Source organism: Streptococcus mutans (genome assembly GCF_006739205.1).
Lineage (GTDB): Bacteria > Bacillota > Bacilli > Lactobacillales > Streptococcaceae > Streptococcus > Streptococcus mutans.
In genome coordinates this window covers 1,961,250-1,976,541 of the sequence record NZ_AP019720.1, presented here as the reverse complement: position 1 = coordinate 1,976,541, position 15,292 = coordinate 1,961,250, and the positions used below count along the sequence as shown (strand labels likewise).

Here is a 15,292-nt window from a genome sequence, read left to right as displayed (position 1 = left end):
ATTATACTATATATAATCGCTTGAATAAAGTTGCAGGAATGTTGTGGAAGTCAAGTTTTTCAGTCTCAGTTTTTTCAAGCAATTTTTATTTTTAAAAGGAGAAAATTATGTTTATCATCAATCTTACCTATCAAAAGAATCTAATAGAAGTTGAAAAACACCTTGAAGCTCATATTCAATTTTTGGATACATATTATGCTTCTGGTTATTTCATCGCTTCGGGCAGAAAAAATCCTCGAACAGGTGGTATCATCTTAGCAAAAGCTGCTGATTTGGCAGAAATTGAGAGAATTATTAGTGAAGATCCTTTTAAGATCAATGAGATTGCAAACTATGATATCATAGAATTTTGTCCGACGAAATTGTCAAAAGCTTTTGAAAAAGTCTTAAAGTAACCATCTTCATGTTATAATAAAGATTATGCTATCAAAAAAATTTAAACAAGTTATGGAAACAGATACCATTGCAACAGCCAAGGCTTTATTAGGAATGCAATTGTGTCTGGATGGTAAGCCCTTAGGGAGAATTGTTGAAACAGAAGCTTATTTAGGGAGCAAAGACAGTGCTTGTCATAGCGCAAATGATCGCAGAACTCCTAAAAATGAAGCCATGTATTTAGCGGCGGGGCATTGGTATGTTTATCAAATTTATGGACATCAAATGTTGAATTTAGTGACTAAGCCTCAAAATGTAGCTGAAGCCGTTTTGATTCGAGCACTTGAAACAGCTGACGGTCATTTATTAGCCAATGGACCTGGTAAACTGACAAAATTTGCGGGCATTGATAAAAGCTTTAATGGTGATTCTTTACAAGACTCTAGGCTGAGTTTACAAGAGGATTTATCACCCCAGCGTATTGAAGAACGTTCTCGCATTGGTGTGACTTGTACTGATGAGTGGAAAGATGCGCTGCTTTGTTTTTATGTTAGGGGAAATCAACATGTTTCAAAGATAGCTAAAAAAAGCCTCTTAACGGACAAAGAGACTTGGAAATCTTAATAAGATTTAATGATTAGTTTTTAAAAATTGCCTGCAAAAATCTTCTGCCTTTTAAGAGACAGAAGGTTTTTTAGTATTCCATTTATTGGTTAGTTGATATACCTTTGGGTTCTAGATAGCGTTGAATAATGCCAAGAATCAAATCAGAGACAACAGCCATAAAAGCAGTTGGTATAGAACCAGCCAAAATAATAGCACCGCCGTTAGTGGCATTGGTACCACGGATAATGATATCTCCGAGACCACCGCCACCAACAAAGGCGCCAATGGCTGTTATTCCTACAGCAACGACCAGAGCGTTGCGAATGCCGGCCATAATAACTGACAAAGATAAAGGCAGCTCAACCATCAATAATTGCTGTCTATTAGTCATTCCCATTCCTTTAGCAGCATCAACGAGATCACCATCAACATTTTTAATACCGGTATAGGTATTACCGATAATAGGCAGTAAAGAATATAAGAATACTGTTGCAATGACTGTTTTAGTGCCTAAGCCAAGTCCTAGCATGATAATAGAAATCATGGCTAGAGAGGGAATCGTTTGAATGACATTAGCAGCTCCCATGACAACCCCTTTGAGTTTCCCTCTTTTAGCAATTAGTATGCCCATTGGAATACCAACAAGAGCAGCAAGGAGTACACCATAAATGGATATTAAGAAATGCCGTAAAAATTGTGCCAAGACATAGGTACTATTATGGTTGAAATAATAAATTAATTGCTGTGCCATACTCATATGACTCATTAGTTATCACCCTTTCGGAAATAATCATGTTTTTTCAGAAATTGATGAGCAACTACTGATGGTTCAAGTAATTGGTCATCGACTTGATAGTTCAGTTTTTGCATGGTTTTAAGGTCAATCTTACCATCTAAACGGTGTAATAAGGTCTTTAGTTTTGGATATTTTCTTAAGATACGATTATTCACAACCATTGAGGCATCATAAGGAGGGAAGAAATGTTTATTATCTTCCAGTATTGTAAGATCGTAACTCTGAATACGACCATCTGTAGAATAGCCTAAAACGACCTGCATTTTATTATTTTCAACAGCATCATAGACAAGGCCAATCTGCATGGGGTAAATATGTTTAAATGAAAAACCATAAGCACGACTGAAATCTTTATAACCATCACCGACACGTTTCATCCAAGTGCTATCAACACCGGCTTTAGCTGTTGTTGATATCTTTTGTAAATCGGAAAAAGTCTTGAGATGATTTTGTTGAGCAAACTTGCTGGTGACCATGAAAGCATAGGTATCAGCAAAGCCATAACTTGGGAACCAAGTTTGGTCAAAGCGTTTGGCAAATGCCTTTTTGACAATTTTAGCGGCTTTAGTGTGATCCTTTTCAGCAGATAAATTGAGTGTGCCTGTTAAATCAGTTCCTGTATAACGAGTAGCTGCAATGTCTGCATCATTTCGTATCAAAGCTTGATGCACAACATTTGTAGAACCAAGGTTAGATACCAAGGTTGTTTTATAACCTAATTCGTGATTGATCAATTCACTGATCATATTGGCCATAATACTGGATTCTGTCGTACTCATGGCCGCAATTTTAATGTTGCCCGAAGTATTAGTGTTAGTTTTGGCCTTATTATTAGAATGACAACTTGTGAGCATAAGTATAGGAATCATCAAAGTAATGATTAAAAAATAAGTTATTTTTTTCATCTTATAAACTCCTCTTTTGTCGTGGTGTTAAATAATTTTCAAGGCGTCCTAGAAGATAGTCAACGATGAGAGAAAGGAGGATAACTGGAATTGTTCCACCGATAATAAGAGACGGTTGGAACAGACTTAAGCCGCTGAAAATCAAGTCTCCAAGCCCGCCTGCTCCAATATAAGAGGCTAAAGTTGCCCAAGCAATGACATAGATAGCTGATAATCTAATCCCTGTCATAATGACAGGAACTGCCAAAGGAAGCTCAACTTGAAAAATAGATTGGATTGGTTTCATTCCCATTCCCTTGGCACTGTCTTTTAAGATAGGATCCACATTGTTCATTCCGATATAGGTATTTCTCATGATTGGCAATAAAGAATAAACAAACAAAGCAATAATGGCTGGGGTTCTTCCGATGCCAAAAAAGGGAATCATGATAGCTAACAGAGCCAAACTGGGAATTGTCTGCAAGATACTGGCGATACCAATGAAAATTTTTGCTAATTTAGGAAATCTTGTCAAAGCCACTCCTATTGGAACAGCAACAATGATTCCAAGACAAAGTGCAATGGCGGAGATATAAATTTGCTCCCATGTTTTTATGAGCAGCTCACCACCATATTGTGCTAGAAATTCGCTCATAATGTTTCCTCCGTATCTTGATTGCCCCAAATAATATCATAAAGCATATCTACCAGAGATGATCGCGTCACGATTCCCTTTAAATGCCATTCTTTATCAATAACCGGTACATATTTAAGTCCGCGTTTTAAGATACGATGGGCTGTGTCGCGCAGCAGTTGATCTTCTTCCAAGTAGAAACTGATTTTATTTAAGATATCGGCAACAACAAGGTTTTGTTTGTAGTTATTATTTAAGGATTCAACATCAATCATGCCGAGTAGTTTATTATCCTTATCTGTAACTAAAAGAGAGTCAACACGTTTTTGACGCATGAGTGAGATAGCATCATTGAGAGATTTATCAGGTGCAATGGAAACGGGGTCTTTTAGCATGATGTTTTTAACCGGCGTTACATCAGCGCGTGCTTGAATGAGTCGGTCTTCACCAATCATCTTTTTAACAAATGCGGTTGCGGGGTGGCGTAACAATTCGGTCGGATTGGCTTGTTGAACCATATGACCTTTATCCATAACGACAATCTTGGTTGCTAGCTTTAGGGCTTCGTCTATATCATGAGTGACCAAGACAATCGTTTTTCCTGTTTTTTCTTGTAAAGATTTCACCAAATCTTGAAGCCCTTCGCGGGTGATAGGATCCAAAGCACCAAAAGGTTCATCCATCAAAATAATGTCTTGATCAGCAGCTAGAGCTCTGACAACACCAATACGCTGTTGTTGCCCGCCTGACAATTCGTAAGGGTAGCGATCCAAGAAATCTTCAGGCAATTCAACAAGCTTTATAAGTTCTTTGGCTTTAGCTTTTTTCTTATCTTCTGACCATTTTAATAATTTCGGAACCAGAGTAATATTCTCATAAATTGTCATATGTGGCATGAGACCGATATTTTGAATAACATAACCAATCTTGCGCCTGAGTTGAACAGGGTTGAGATCAGAAATTTCTTCCCCCTTGATAAAAATTTTCCCATTGCTTGGTTTTAACATACGGTTAATCATGCGTAGAATTGTTGTTTTACCGGATCCGCTGGTACCAATCAAGCAGACAAATTCACCTGCCATAATTTTTAAATTGATATGCTTAACAGCAACATTATCTCCATAAATTTTGTTAACCTCTTTAAATTCAATAACTGGATCTTTATCCATACTTTCCTCCTCAAGCATTCAAGTCTATTTTAATCTAAATAATATATAAAACTTAGAAAATTCTCTATTGCTTAATAGTATATCAAGTTTATATTACAAAAATAAGACAATCGTAATCTTATCAAACAACAGACACCTAGAAAGTGTACAAAAAGGCAATTATTGTATTCAATGCAATGAGTCGCAGAAGTACTATAGTAGGCAAGGTGAAGTCAATAACGTATAATCAGGAAAAGGCTGTCCGACTTTTTCTTACGGCAGACTTAAAAGGACTTTTCCTTGAACAGATTGCTTTGATAAAACAACAGTAAATTATCAAGAATAAAGCCTCACTAAGATGTTATCTCGGATCCTAATGAGGGTAATTTTTGTTTTCATAGACACTGTCAAGCAAGGTAAGTGTAGGCTTATTTTAGACTATCCGCATCAAATGCAGTTGCTGAAAAAAGAATCAGTGTTTAAACAGCGGCTCACTCAATTTAAAGTCGAAATCATTGATGTCTACTAATCCAACAATTTTATCACTATAGTATAATTCGATTAGAAAATCAGCCATTTCTTTACTAGTATGATAGGTGGTAAAATACTTGTCATAATCATAACTATCTGTATCAGCAGCAACCTGTCCAAATTCGCTTTTTGTTGCAGCAGGAGCCAAAACTTTGGCTTTTAAAGGACAGTGATTGGCTGCCAATTCCAGAGCCAGTCCTTCTGTGAAGGCACTGACGTAGAATTCACTGGCACAGTAAGTTACAGCATTTTTGACTAACATATAACCGCCTCTAGAAGAAAGATTAATCAACTGAGTACCTTCTACATTTTTATAGTCCTTTACATAAAGACTGGATAAAATAGTCAAGGACTCGATATTGAGATGAAGCATTTTAGTGATTTTATCAAGGTTTTGATGATCCACACTATCATAATTACCAAAACCAGCATTATTAATCCAAGTTAAGATCTGATACGATTTTAATTCCTGATAAAGTTTAAAGGCATTCTCGGAAATAGAAAGGTCGACTGATTTGACAACAATATCCAGCTTTGGGAAACTGAGAAGAAGCTCCTCTTTGAGTTTCTCTAATCGCTCCTGACGTCTGGCGACTAGAATAAGATTGTTTTCTAAACTTGCAAATGCTTTTGCAGTTTCTAAGCCGATACCAGAACTCGCTCCAGTAATACAAACGTAATTTTTTGAATACATCATATGTTCAAATACCTCCTTTTAAGATATAATGACTATAACATCTAGAGCGAACTAGAGGTCAAGCTTAAAGGAGAAATTATGCATTATTCCATTGGAAAATTTTCAAAATTAACGCGTCTTAGCGTTCATACTCTGAGGTACTATGAAAATGAAGGCTTATTGAGACCGCAAAGAGATGGCAGCAATAGGAGGTATTACAATGAAAGTGATTATCAATGGCTGCTCTTCATCTTACGCTTGAAAGCTGTTGGTATGCCCATAAAAGAAATAAAACATTATTCAGATCTTCGAGAAAAAGGGGAAAGTACTTATTTGGAGAGACTAATCCTTTTAGAGCATCATTTGCAGGTTTTAGACAATAATATTGCTGATTTATTGGACAACAGAGAAAAATTAATTGAAAAGATACATTTTTATCAAGAGAAGTTAACTTTGAAAAAAGACTTAAATTGATACATAATCGGTTTGAGTTCATAAGTTTTCAATACATCGCAGTTTAAAAAGTTTGTATGTTATAATACATCGCAAATAAAGTGTAAGGATATAATGCTATGAAATTCTATATCATTCGCCATGCAAAAGTTAATATGCGGTGGCCTAAAAAGTGTACTTCGGATGAATTTAATCAAGCCTGTAAAAAATATGATGGAGCAGATATTGTTGCTTTTCAAGGTTCCTTAGAGTTGCCCGTCTCTAATATATATACCAGTGAACTTATCCGAACCAAGCAAACAGCTCAGCAACTGTTTCCCTTGCAGTCTTATCAGATAGATAAAAGGCTCAATGAAGTTCCTTTAAAAGCAGCCTTTTCTTCTAAGATAAAGCTGCCCTTGATCTTTTGGAATATTCTAGGTAGATTGCAGTGGCTCTTTAATTCTAGTAAACAAGAAGGAATCAAAGCCAGCAAGGAAAGAGCAGAAAAGTTTTGTGATGATTTAATTTATAAGGGCGAAAATGCTATCCTTATCACTCATGGTTTTTTTATGATAACTCTATTAAAAGAATTGAAAAAGAGAGGGTTCATTGTAAAAGATAATGGCTTCAATTTTGACAATTTGCGAGTAATAGAAGTAAAAAAAGACTGTTAGTTTATTAATTTAGGAATAGATGCATCATGCTTTTGCGGCAATCCGGCTATAAGTTGAAATATTGTAGGTATTAAAAACTATCTTTAGTTTAGTATTTACATTAATTTTAAAAATGTTATAGTGGAAGTGTCATGTTGATTACTATTTTTTAAGGAGGTAAAATGATGAAAGAAAAGACACGTTTTAAACTGCACAAGGTTAAAAAGCAGTGGGTGGCGATTGCCGTGACTAGTCTAGCTCTAGCTGCGATATTGTCAGGAGCTCACTTGACTCAGGCTGAGGAACAATCCGGCGGCGGTACTGACAGTAAGCCAAGACTGACAGCAACTGTACAGGAAAGCTCAGAACAACCAATTACAGAAGCTCCAGCAGCTGATTCATCTGTAGAAAATAACAGTGCTAACGCTGTTAAAAGTTCTGAAACAGCAGAGGCAGCTGAAGTATCCGATGGAGGCAGAGCCAGCCAAACTGAAGCAGTAACAAACCAAACAAACTCTGGAGAGCACCATCCAGCAGAAAAAGCGACAGCCGTTTCTGGAGAAGCTCAGTCAGTGCAAAATGCTCCATCAGAAAATGCTGCCCAGCAGGAAACGGCTAAAACCGAGCCAGCGACTGCTGCAGAAAATAATAACGCTGCCCCGACCAATAGTTTCTTTGAAAAAGATGGTAAATGGTACTACAAAAAGGCCGATGGACAGCTGGCAACTGGTTGGCAGACAATTGATGGAAAGCAGCTCTATTTCAACCAAGATGGTAGTCAGGTCAAAGGAGAAATTCATGTGGAGACAGGGGATCAAATCATTTATCATCCTGTTTTCATAAGTGATTCACCTTCAGTTTTGGAAGTCAATAAGATTTACTACTTTGATCCTGATAGTGGTGAACTCTGGAAGGATCGTTTTGTCTATTCTAGTTATGCAGATCCCCTCCATTATGAAAATATTAAACATGAAGGCTGGTTCTATCTTGGAGAAGATGGAAAGGCTGCTATCGGCTGGAGAACTATTGGCGGCAAAAAATACTATTTTGACACTAATGGTGTTCAAGTCAAAGGAAAGCTAATTAGTACAGATGGCAATTATAATCTAATTAGCCAGAAGTATGGCAAGAAATCTTTCCTAGATCCTGACACCGGTGAAGCTTGGACTAATCGTTTTGTCAATGCAAAGTATTATTTCTACAACTTTGCAGGATACGTCTCTACGACAGACTGGTTCTATATGGGAGCCGATGGTATCGGCGTGACCGACTGGCAAAAGATCGATGGTATGGATTACTATTTCGAACCTTCCAGTGGTATTCAGGTTAAAGGCGACATTGCTGAGCGTGATGGCAAGGTCTATTATTTAGATGAAGACAGTGGACAAGTTGTTAAGAATCGTTTTGGCACAACACCTGCCGAGCGTATCAGTACAGTTGAGGCTCGTTTCCCTAAAACTTATTATTTTGGAGCGGACGGCAGCCGCAAAGATCTAACTGGTTGGCAGATTATTGATGGTAAAACTTATTACTTTAAGGATGATCACAGCATAAAAGCAAAGTCAGAGTATAGTCAAATTGGTGGTTCTGTGCCTGATGACGGTTTTGCAGAGATTGATGGTGATGGTTACTTTTTTGATACTCAAGGTCAATTCGTAACGAATAGATTTGTCAGAAAATACGACTACAGTAATATTTGGTATTATTATGGAAGCGATGGCAAACGTGTATCAGGCTGGCAAACTATCGACGGTAAGCGCTACTACTTTAGCCAAGATGAAAAGACAAAGGGCCGTCAAATTAAAGGACAAACCATCACTATCGATGGTAAAGAATATACTTTTGACAAAGACAGCGGTGAGGTTATTAATAGTAACTAGTCGTAAATCCCAATGGCATACAAAAACGAGCAGGTTTCATACTCTGTTCGTTTTTTCGCCTTAAAACTTATATATTTATAAATCGTCAATAAAGCGTTTATTAGAAAACGGTGAATACACCAAGCGTTAGACTGTTATCAATTAATGGGAAAATCTAACTCTTTTTAATATTCCATGAGTTTCTTAATTTTTTATTGTATGTCATCGTATGGCACCTTATTTAACAATCAAAAAAAGATTGCCTTCGAAGTTCCTTCATTTGTCGGTATTGCAGCCATGCAGCCTATTGTCAAAGAGTGGGCTGGTAAACGTTCCATTGTTCTCAGCCACTTGGACAAAGGTGTCTTGGTTTTTGATAAAGAATTGTCTCAAATAGCTTAAAAAAAAACGGTAAACTGAACTATGATAGAAGCAATAGCCTTTCCCAAAGTAAAGAAAAGTTGAAGAAAGCAATAGATAGATATGGCAACAAAGCCACCTATCTTTTGGCTGGTCAGCCTAATGATGTTGAGGCGATGAAAAAGTTTCTTGTTGAGAATAAAGGAATTGAGATTAAGCAAATCAAATTGGATAGATTTAAAGGATTGAAATAATGATTAGTGAAAAGAAGATATGTCAGAAACACTTTTAGATAATCTTTTAGATCGTATAAAAGTATCATTGAAAAAGAATAATTTTAAAAAAGGATTTCAGCATAAATTCAGCTGAAGTCCTTTTTATTTTGTTTTATTAGTCATTTTAAATGGTGTTAGTTCTTTTAAACTGAGAATAACTAGAACGATTGTAATTCCCCAGCCAATTCGGGTAGCCAATAATAGATTATTTGACCAAAGGTTTAAGCAAGTTGATCCAATGGCTGAACCAGCTGAAATAGCAATGTTTTGTACCATTCGTTGCAATGCTCCTGTGCTACCTTGCATTTTCATAGGACTAGCTAGCATAATACTAGCCATATTAGCGGGCTGAAAGTATCCTCCGCCAATACCATAAATAAATAATCCTAAAGTTAAGAATAAATAGGGCCAGCTAGGCGTGAGAAGTAGGAGGAAAATTAAGGATAAAATAATGATACCCAAACCAATATGGCTAAATGATTTATTTTTACTGCCATCATTGATTTTACCAGATATTCTTGAAAAAAGAACCAGACCTGCAGGTGCTCCTAGTACAAGAAAGCCTGTCTGCCCCACTCCTAAATGATATAATTGTTCAAAAATGAAGGGTGGAAGTAAGAATATCATTGCAGAGGCAAAACCAAAAGCGACCGTTTGAAAAAGATAAGAAAGTACTCGAGGATTCTCGCTCAGCCCCTTGACATTGACAAGAGCACTCTCTTTGCTGCATTCAAGACGGTAAAACCAAATCCCGATCAAGAAACTAATGATGATCAAAATAAGACTGATACCTAATAGGTGAGGCTTACTGAGTAAGGATAGTCCTAAGAGAAGACAAACCAACATAGAAGCATTGAGAACTGTTCCAAGAGAATCTAATGTCCACTCACTAGTTTGTTCGGAGACTTTAGTAAGGAGATAGTGATTACAAATGATGACAATAAGAGCAAAGGGAACATTAATCCAGAAAATAAAGCGCCAGAGATTTAAAGAAAGTAGTATGCCTCCTAAGGAAGGACCGAGGACAGGTCCTAAGCCAATCATAACTCCTAAAATACTAATAGCACTGTTTTTGCGGTCTTCGGAAACTAAAGTGGTAATCAGAGCTGCTGAAGTAGCTTGCAAAGCCGCCGCTCCCATTCCTTGAATAATCCGGCCAGTAATGAGCCAGCCAATACTATTAGCAAATCCACAAAATAAGGAGCTCAGTCCAAAAAGTACAAATCCTAAGTAGGAAATCTTTAACTTTCCAAATTTATCGCTTAATACTCCTAAAGGTAAGATAGAGATGGCTAATGCTAAAGTATATCCAGTTATTGTAAAAGAGGCAATGTTAGTTGTGGTTTGAAATTGTCCCCTCAAAAAGGATAATGCAACATTGATAATACCTGTATCAAGGGTGGATAATAACATTCCCATACCTGCGATAACTGTTATAAAAAAATCTTGTAAACGTTTCGTCATTTTTATCCCTTCTTTCATCTCAGATTATGATACAATGAAGGAAATCAATAATCAATCAATCTTAAAAATATCGAATCGTTTGGAGGGATAACATTTGGCGATTACCATTCAATTTAGCAATTATGCTCTGAAAACAGATGAAACGTTGACACAAAGAATACAATTTGTATATTCTCCTTTAAATGAACTGTTTAGAAGTTTACATGTCTTATTAAATCCACGTCATCATGGAACTAATATTGACTGGGTGATTAGGATACAAAATAAACTTACTAAGGAATTTTATGAAAATCTTCATTACTTTCAACTCTTTTATGAACTTGGTGTTTCTCCTATTTTGCTTTGCGATTTTCGTTATCATGCGACAACGATTGAAGAAGAGATACAAAATCTAAAGAAATTTCTTGATGAGTTATCTACTGCTCAGTTAATTGAGCATCTGGAAAAAGTGATAAGTGATCGAGAAAATTCCTTTATTCCGACATTAGCAAGGGGATTAGAATGGAAGAATTTTTCTTTGAATAAGGATAATCAGTTACTTAGTGACTTGAGGAAGGATGCCTCTAGTGTTTATCAACATCTTTTTTCTTTTGTTGATTGGTACCGACAAGAAATATTTGATGAAACTTGGAAAAGCAAAGATATTCAACGAAAACTTTTAACAGAAATCCAGCATCAAGCTTCCTTTTTAAGGGAAAGTGGTTTTAAAGCGATGTTTAACCATCTGCAAATTGACCGCATTCATTGGCGAAAGGACAGACTAGTCATTATTAAGCCGTTTAATAAAGATATTCAGTTAAAGGATAGTGATTCTATTATGTTATTACCAAGTTATTTTATTTGGCCTCATCTGTTTGTTGAATCTTTCAACCAAGGAATTGCTGTTACCTATGATATTACAGAGCAGCCAAGTTACTATAACGCTACACCGGAAAATTTGATTACCATTTTTAAAGCTTTAAGTGACCCTGTTCGTTTACAAATTATGAATTATGTTATTGATAAACCAAGTACAACACAATCTTTGGCTTAAATTTTAGTGATGAGTAATTCCAGTGTATCCAGACATCTGCAAATTTTAAAGGAGGCTAATTTATTAACAACAACAAAAGCTAAAAAATTCGTTCTTTATGAGCCAACACAGCTCATTACACAACTTATGCCAAATTTCTACCATTTCTTTAAAAATTGAGGTTTTAGTCATTAAAAAGTGGTGAATGACTATATCAACGTCACAAATTATCTCAGTTTTATCAGCTAATCGTTTTCTCACTCAAAGTGAGATTGTTTTTTTAAAAGCTAGTCCTGAAATAGTCTTATTTAACTTTTACGGACGAATTTATTATGAATTAAATAATAATGCCCCCATCAAAGAGCAAGGAAGACTAGTCATTGAAAAACTGTCTAGGTATCCTCAAGCAATTAAGCTTGGCAAATCACGGACATGTTTGCCATTTAGCAGGAAAAGTAGGGGTTACAATATTTGAGTAGTTTATTCAAATAAATTAATGAAACAAGAATCTTCTATCAACTGCTCTTTGACGCAAGCAGGGATTAATGCTATGCAGCAATGGCTGGGATGTCAACTGAGTCCCAATATAAAATTATGTTTAGATTTTTCCGAAAGAAAGTTTCATGTTGGCGGAGCATCAGGAGAAAAGATATTAGAAAAACTAATCCATGAGAGAAAATGTCAATTAACTCAAAATAGGCAGATTGTTTTAAAAATTGACTTAAATAATTTAATGAAGGATTTTTATAAGTAAATCTCTATCAATTTTTATTTAAATTTATGATTTATTGTGGAAGTATTGTGTTGTGCCAATTTTTTGATTTTTAATCAATAAAAGACGCTCTAGTTTTTATGGTTGACTAGAGCGTTTTTATTTGATTATCCGATTCAATTTCAATTTCAATTTTTGTTCTAAAAGGTAGAGCTTCAATCGACTTTTCCTGCAATCTTACTGATACTGAAAGCTCATCTTTCAAAAATCGCATAAAACCAAAGTCTTCAGCATGTGCTGAAATGTATTGAATCCTTATTTAACTTCAGTAAAAATCACGTGTTTACGCAATTTTGGTGAGTATTTTTTTAATTGAAGACGGTCTGGAGTGTTGCGTTTGTTTTTTGAAGTAAGGTACAAGCGTTCACCAGATTCTTTATGTTCAAGTGTAATATTTACGCGCATGGTATCTCCCTTCTGTTATTTCGCAGCGTTAGCTTTGGCGATTTTACGTCCTTTATAGTATCCTTTGAGGGATACGCGGTGAGAACGTGAGTAATCCCCGGTAGTTTCGTCAAATTTCACAGTTGGAGCTGTCAAATTATAGTGTGTGCGACGTTTGTTTTTTTTCGCTTTTGAAGTGCGACGTGCAGGTACTGCCATTTTTTCTTTCCTCCGTAAGATATAAAGGGCTTTTTAGCCCGTATTCATTTTTTGGGTTAATATGACTTGCGTCAACTTTAATAGTATATCAAAAGATTCTTGTAAAGTAAAGTTACTTGACAGATTTTTTATTTCTTAAGATGGAAGGAATAGCTGGAAATGATGATATCTTGGTTCCATCTGAGATAATATTTGAGACGGAGATTCATTTGATTATGCAGCAGAGTTTGCCAAGGCTTACGCGGAACGAATTGTGGTATTAGTACGGTTAGAGTGCTGTTATGAGCTTTTGCTTTCTGACTGGCTGCATTAACATAATTAACTGTTGGCTTAATGATATCACGGTAATCAGAGTAAACATTGACAAAGGTGATATTTGGGAAAAACTGTTTAAACTCTTCTTCAACTTCATGATCTTTGCTAAGTGTTTCTGTTGTTGAGACATGCAAAGCGATAACATCTTTACTGAGGGAATGTGCATAATTAACAGCTCCAATAGTAGCCTGTGTCATATTGCCGACGAGTACAAGGACTTTATTGTCAGAATAGCAGACGGCTTTATTTTTATCAGTAATACGCAGCTGCTCTGCGACACTATTGTAGTGGCTTTTTATTTTGTGGAACATGGCAATTAAAATAGCAATAATCGGGAAGAAAGGCCAAATATCATGCAGACGGAAGATCAAGAGAATCAAAATAATAGCATAGCAAATGATGGCACCAACGACATTTGCCAAAGCCTGTTTGAAAAAGTTTTTTTCTTTAAGGTTTTTCCAATAAATGATCATTCCTGTCTGTGCTAATGCAAAGGGGATAAAAACACCGATAGTATAAAGCGGTATCAGACGTTCAGTGGAACCGTTAAAAATAAAGAGTAAGCAAATAGCACCAATAGCTAATGTTAAAATACCATTAGAATACCCTAGACGAGCTCCCTTTTCCAAATAAAGATGAGGCATGTATTTGTTCTTTGCCATATTATAAGAAAGAATCGGAAAAGCTGAAAATCCAGTATTAGCAGCGACTGCTAAGATAAGGGCTGTTGCAATTTGGAAAAGATAAAAGAATACTTGTCCGATGAAGCTGTGGCCGAAAACTTTCTGAGCTATTTGTGCTAAGATAGTTACGTTATGATTGGGGATAATACCGAGCCAATAGTTGAGAAAAGTGATTCCGATAAACATAGCTCCGAGAATAGCAGACATCATGGTTAACGTTTTAACCGCATTTTTTGCTTTTGGTTTTTTAAAAAAAGGGACGGCGTTTGAAATGGCTTCAACTCCGGTCAAAGAAGCAGAACCGCTAGTAAAAGCACGCAGCAGCAAGACTAAAGTCAGGCCTGATATGGGCTGTCCAATATGAGCTGTTGCGGTGTAAGTGAGATTTCCAGTAACGATTTGGAAAAGTCCACAGATTAGTAAAAAGAGAATGGATATAATGAAAAAATAAACAGGGACAAAAAGTGCCGTAGCTGATTCACGCAGACCGCGTAGATTCATAAGCATTAAAATAAGAACCAAAACAATTGAAATTTCAAGATTGCTATCTTTAAATGCTGGGAAGGCTGACGTGATAGCATCTGCTCCAGATGAGACTGACACGGCAACTGTCAGCATATAATCAATCAGCAGACTCCCGCCTGCTAAGAGCCCCATAGAAGGAGACAGATTGTCTGATGATACCATGTAAGCACCACCGCCATTAGGGTAGGCGTGAATAATCTGACTGTAAGAAATTGTTAAACTAATCAATAAAACGAGTACTCCAATGCCAATTGGCAAAGACCACCAAATAGCTCCTTCTGATAAAGCTATCAAAACTAAAATAACTTGCTCGGGTCCGTAAGCGATAGATGATAAAGCATCGCTTGACAACATAGCCAATGCTTGCAATTTTGTTAATGCATGGCTATCTCCTTCTAATTCAGATTTTAAGGGTTCCCCTAATAGTAAAGTTTTTAAAGTTTTAAACACTTTTTTCCTCCTGAAATTTTATCAATAAGGCATTATAGCTCTATTTCTAAGGAAAATCAATACATTAATTTATTTTTAATAGACATTTTATAAAAAAGAAAGTAAAGCATTTTGGCTGTCTGCTCTGTTGTTTTTGTGGTAAAATAGAACAGAAATAGAAGTAAGGAATATAAGAAAGGATTCAAATTTGGCTTGAAGTCTGTGCAAAAGGATTCATTATTTTGTATATTAAAGAT

The 15,292-nt window shown here is 36.1% G+C and carries 16 protein-coding genes and 2 pseudogenes; 9 read left to right on the top strand and 9 right to left on the bottom strand.

Annotated features, from left to right (window positions below; all coding sequences use genetic code 11):
* Positions 1-107 precede the first annotated feature (107 nt).
* Positions 108-395 carry a YciI family protein gene (locus FNL60_RS10115; protein ID WP_002269584.1) on the top strand — a complete coding sequence of 96 codons (288 nt, stop codon included), beginning with the start codon at positions 108-110 and terminating at the stop codon, positions 393-395.
* Between the two features lie 25 nt (positions 396-420).
* A complete protein-coding gene (locus FNL60_RS10110; protein ID WP_002265632.1) occupies positions 421-999 on the top strand; it encodes a DNA-3-methyladenine glycosylase in 579 nt (192 codons plus the stop codon).
* A gap of 82 nt (positions 1,000-1,081) precedes the next feature.
* Here the strand turns inward: FNL60_RS10110 and FNL60_RS10105 are convergent, their stop codons facing one another.
* From FNL60_RS10105 to FNL60_RS10085, 5 genes are all read right to left on the bottom strand, one after another.
* Positions 1,082-1,747, bottom strand: coding sequence for an ABC transporter permease (locus FNL60_RS10105; RefSeq protein WP_002262425.1), 666 nt, complete (start codon positions 1,745-1,747; stop codon positions 1,082-1,084).
* Positions 1,747-2,682, bottom strand: coding sequence for an osmoprotectant ABC transporter substrate-binding protein (locus FNL60_RS10100; RefSeq protein ID WP_002262424.1), 936 nt, complete (start codon positions 2,680-2,682; stop codon positions 1,747-1,749). Before FNL60_RS10100 ends, FNL60_RS10105 begins: the two co-directional genes overlap by 1 nt.
* A gap of 1 nt (position 2,683) precedes the next feature.
* Positions 2,684-3,316 carry an ABC transporter permease gene (locus FNL60_RS10095; RefSeq protein ID WP_002262423.1) on the bottom strand — a complete coding sequence of 211 codons (633 nt, stop codon included), beginning with the start codon at positions 3,314-3,316 and terminating at the stop codon, positions 2,684-2,686.
* Complete coding sequence (locus tag FNL60_RS10090; protein WP_002279884.1) at positions 3,313-4,464, bottom strand: betaine/proline/choline family ABC transporter ATP-binding protein; 1,152 nt, start codon at positions 4,462-4,464, stop codon at positions 3,313-3,315. The genes FNL60_RS10095 and FNL60_RS10090 overlap by 4 nt, the downstream gene beginning before the upstream one ends.
* A 451-nt stretch (positions 4,465-4,915) precedes the next feature.
* Positions 4,916-5,671, bottom strand: coding sequence for an SDR family NAD(P)-dependent oxidoreductase (locus FNL60_RS10085; protein WP_002279883.1), 756 nt, complete (start codon positions 5,669-5,671; stop codon positions 4,916-4,918).
* A 78-nt stretch (positions 5,672-5,749) separates the two neighbouring features.
* Between FNL60_RS10085 and FNL60_RS10080 the strand changes: the two genes are divergently transcribed.
* The 4 genes and pseudogenes from FNL60_RS10080 to FNL60_RS10530 all read left to right on the top strand — a co-directional run bounded on the left by FNL60_RS10080 (position 5,750) and on the right by FNL60_RS10530 (position 9,211).
* Positions 5,750-6,124, top strand: coding sequence for a MerR family transcriptional regulator (locus tag FNL60_RS10080; RefSeq protein ID WP_002262420.1), 375 nt, complete (start codon positions 5,750-5,752; stop codon positions 6,122-6,124).
* 98 nt (positions 6,125-6,222) lie between these two features.
* On the top strand, positions 6,223-6,759 hold the full coding sequence (locus tag FNL60_RS10075) for a histidine phosphatase family protein (protein ID WP_002279882.1): 537 nt from the start codon (positions 6,223-6,225) through the stop codon (positions 6,757-6,759).
* 164 nt (positions 6,760-6,923) lie between these two features.
* Entirely contained in the window at positions 6,924-8,618 is a 1,695-nt protein-coding gene (gene gbpA, locus FNL60_RS10070; RefSeq protein ID WP_002279881.1) for a glucan-binding protein GbpA, read from the top strand.
* A 198-nt stretch (positions 8,619-8,816) separates the two neighbouring features.
* Positions 8,817-9,211 (top strand): annotated as a pseudogene (locus FNL60_RS10530) (hypothetical protein).
* A gap of 123 nt (positions 9,212-9,334) precedes the next feature.
* Here the strand turns inward: FNL60_RS10530 and mdeA are convergent.
* A complete protein-coding gene (mdeA, locus tag FNL60_RS10060) occupies positions 9,335-10,696 on the bottom strand; it encodes a multidrug efflux MFS transporter MdeA (protein ID WP_002279878.1) in 1,362 nt (453 codons plus the stop codon).
* A 94-nt stretch (positions 10,697-10,790) separates the two neighbouring features.
* On the opposite strand from mdeA, the pseudogene FNL60_RS10055 reads away from it, so the two are divergent.
* From FNL60_RS10055 to FNL60_RS10045, 3 genes and pseudogenes are all read left to right on the top strand, one after another.
* Positions 10,791-11,888 (top strand): annotated as a pseudogene (locus tag FNL60_RS10055) (ArsR/SmtB family transcription factor).
* Positions 11,889-11,913: 25 nt separating this feature from the next.
* The gene (locus tag FNL60_RS10050; protein ID WP_002268696.1) at positions 11,914-12,183 is read left to right on the top strand and encodes a hypothetical protein; all 270 of its coding nucleotides are present in this window, start codon (positions 11,914-11,916) and stop codon (positions 12,181-12,183) included.
* Between the two features lie 21 nt (positions 12,184-12,204).
* Entirely contained in the window at positions 12,205-12,462 is a 258-nt protein-coding gene (locus FNL60_RS10045) for a hypothetical protein (RefSeq protein WP_018110245.1), read from the top strand.
* Between the two features lie 273 nt (positions 12,463-12,735).
* Here FNL60_RS10045 and rpmG read toward each other — a convergent pair whose 3' ends face one another.
* The 3 genes from rpmG to FNL60_RS10025 all read right to left on the bottom strand — a co-directional run bounded on the left by rpmG (position 12,736) and on the right by FNL60_RS10025 (position 15,056).
* Positions 12,736-12,885 (bottom strand): 50S ribosomal protein L33, encoded by a 150-nt coding sequence (gene rpmG, locus FNL60_RS10035; RefSeq protein ID WP_002262412.1) that lies wholly within the window; start codon positions 12,883-12,885, stop codon positions 12,736-12,738.
* A gap of 15 nt (positions 12,886-12,900) precedes the next feature.
* The gene (gene rpmF, locus FNL60_RS10030) at positions 12,901-13,083 is read right to left on the bottom strand and encodes a 50S ribosomal protein L32 (protein WP_002262411.1); all 183 of its coding nucleotides are present in this window, start codon (positions 13,081-13,083) and stop codon (positions 12,901-12,903) included.
* 128 nt (positions 13,084-13,211) lie between these two features.
* On the bottom strand, positions 13,212-15,056 hold the full coding sequence (locus FNL60_RS10025) for an APC family permease (protein ID WP_002262410.1): 1,845 nt from the start codon (positions 15,054-15,056) through the stop codon (positions 13,212-13,214).
* Positions 15,057-15,292 lie beyond the last annotated feature (236 nt).

What these genes read in the sequence shown, in the direction of transcription:
- FNL60_RS10100 (WP_002262424.1), bottom strand. Translation starts at nt 2,682, where the DNA reads ATGAAAAAAATAACTTATTTTTTAATCATTACTTTGATGATTCCTATA.
- rpmG (WP_002262412.1), bottom strand. Translation starts at nt 12,885, where the DNA reads ATGCGCGTAAATATTACACTTGAACATAAAGAATCTGGTGAACGCTTG.
- FNL60_RS10115 (WP_002269584.1), top strand. Translation starts at nt 108, where the DNA reads ATGTTTATCATCAATCTTACCTATCAAAAGAATCTAATAGAAGTTGAA.
- FNL60_RS10085 (WP_002279883.1), bottom strand. Translation starts at nt 5,671, where the DNA reads ATGATGTATTCAAAAAATTACGTTTGTATTACTGGAGCGAGTTCTGGT.
- FNL60_RS10090 (WP_002279884.1), bottom strand. Translation starts at nt 4,464, where the DNA reads ATGGATAAAGATCCAGTTATTGAATTTAAAGAGGTTAACAAAATTTAT.
- rpmF (WP_002262411.1), bottom strand. Translation starts at nt 13,083, where the DNA reads ATGGCAGTACCTGCACGTCGCACTTCAAAAGCGAAAAAAAACAAACGT.
- FNL60_RS10075 (WP_002279882.1), top strand. Translation starts at nt 6,223, where the DNA reads ATGAAATTCTATATCATTCGCCATGCAAAAGTTAATATGCGGTGGCCT.
- FNL60_RS10105 (WP_002262425.1), bottom strand. Translation starts at nt 1,747, where the DNA reads ATGAGTCATATGAGTATGGCACAGCAATTAATTTATTATTTCAACCAT.
- gbpA (WP_002279881.1), top strand. Translation starts at nt 6,924, where the DNA reads ATGAAAGAAAAGACACGTTTTAAACTGCACAAGGTTAAAAAGCAGTGG.
- FNL60_RS10110 (WP_002265632.1), top strand. Translation starts at nt 421, where the DNA reads ATGCTATCAAAAAAATTTAAACAAGTTATGGAAACAGATACCATTGCA.
- FNL60_RS10045 (WP_018110245.1), top strand. Translation starts at nt 12,205, where the DNA reads ATGAAACAAGAATCTTCTATCAACTGCTCTTTGACGCAAGCAGGGATT.
- FNL60_RS10080 (WP_002262420.1), top strand. Translation starts at nt 5,750, where the DNA reads ATGCATTATTCCATTGGAAAATTTTCAAAATTAACGCGTCTTAGCGTT.
- mdeA (WP_002279878.1), bottom strand. Translation starts at nt 10,696, where the DNA reads ATGACGAAACGTTTACAAGATTTTTTTATAACAGTTATCGCAGGTATG.
- FNL60_RS10050 (WP_002268696.1), top strand. Translation starts at nt 11,914, where the DNA reads ATGACTATATCAACGTCACAAATTATCTCAGTTTTATCAGCTAATCGT.
- FNL60_RS10095 (WP_002262423.1), bottom strand. Translation starts at nt 3,316, where the DNA reads ATGAGCGAATTTCTAGCACAATATGGTGGTGAGCTGCTCATAAAAACA.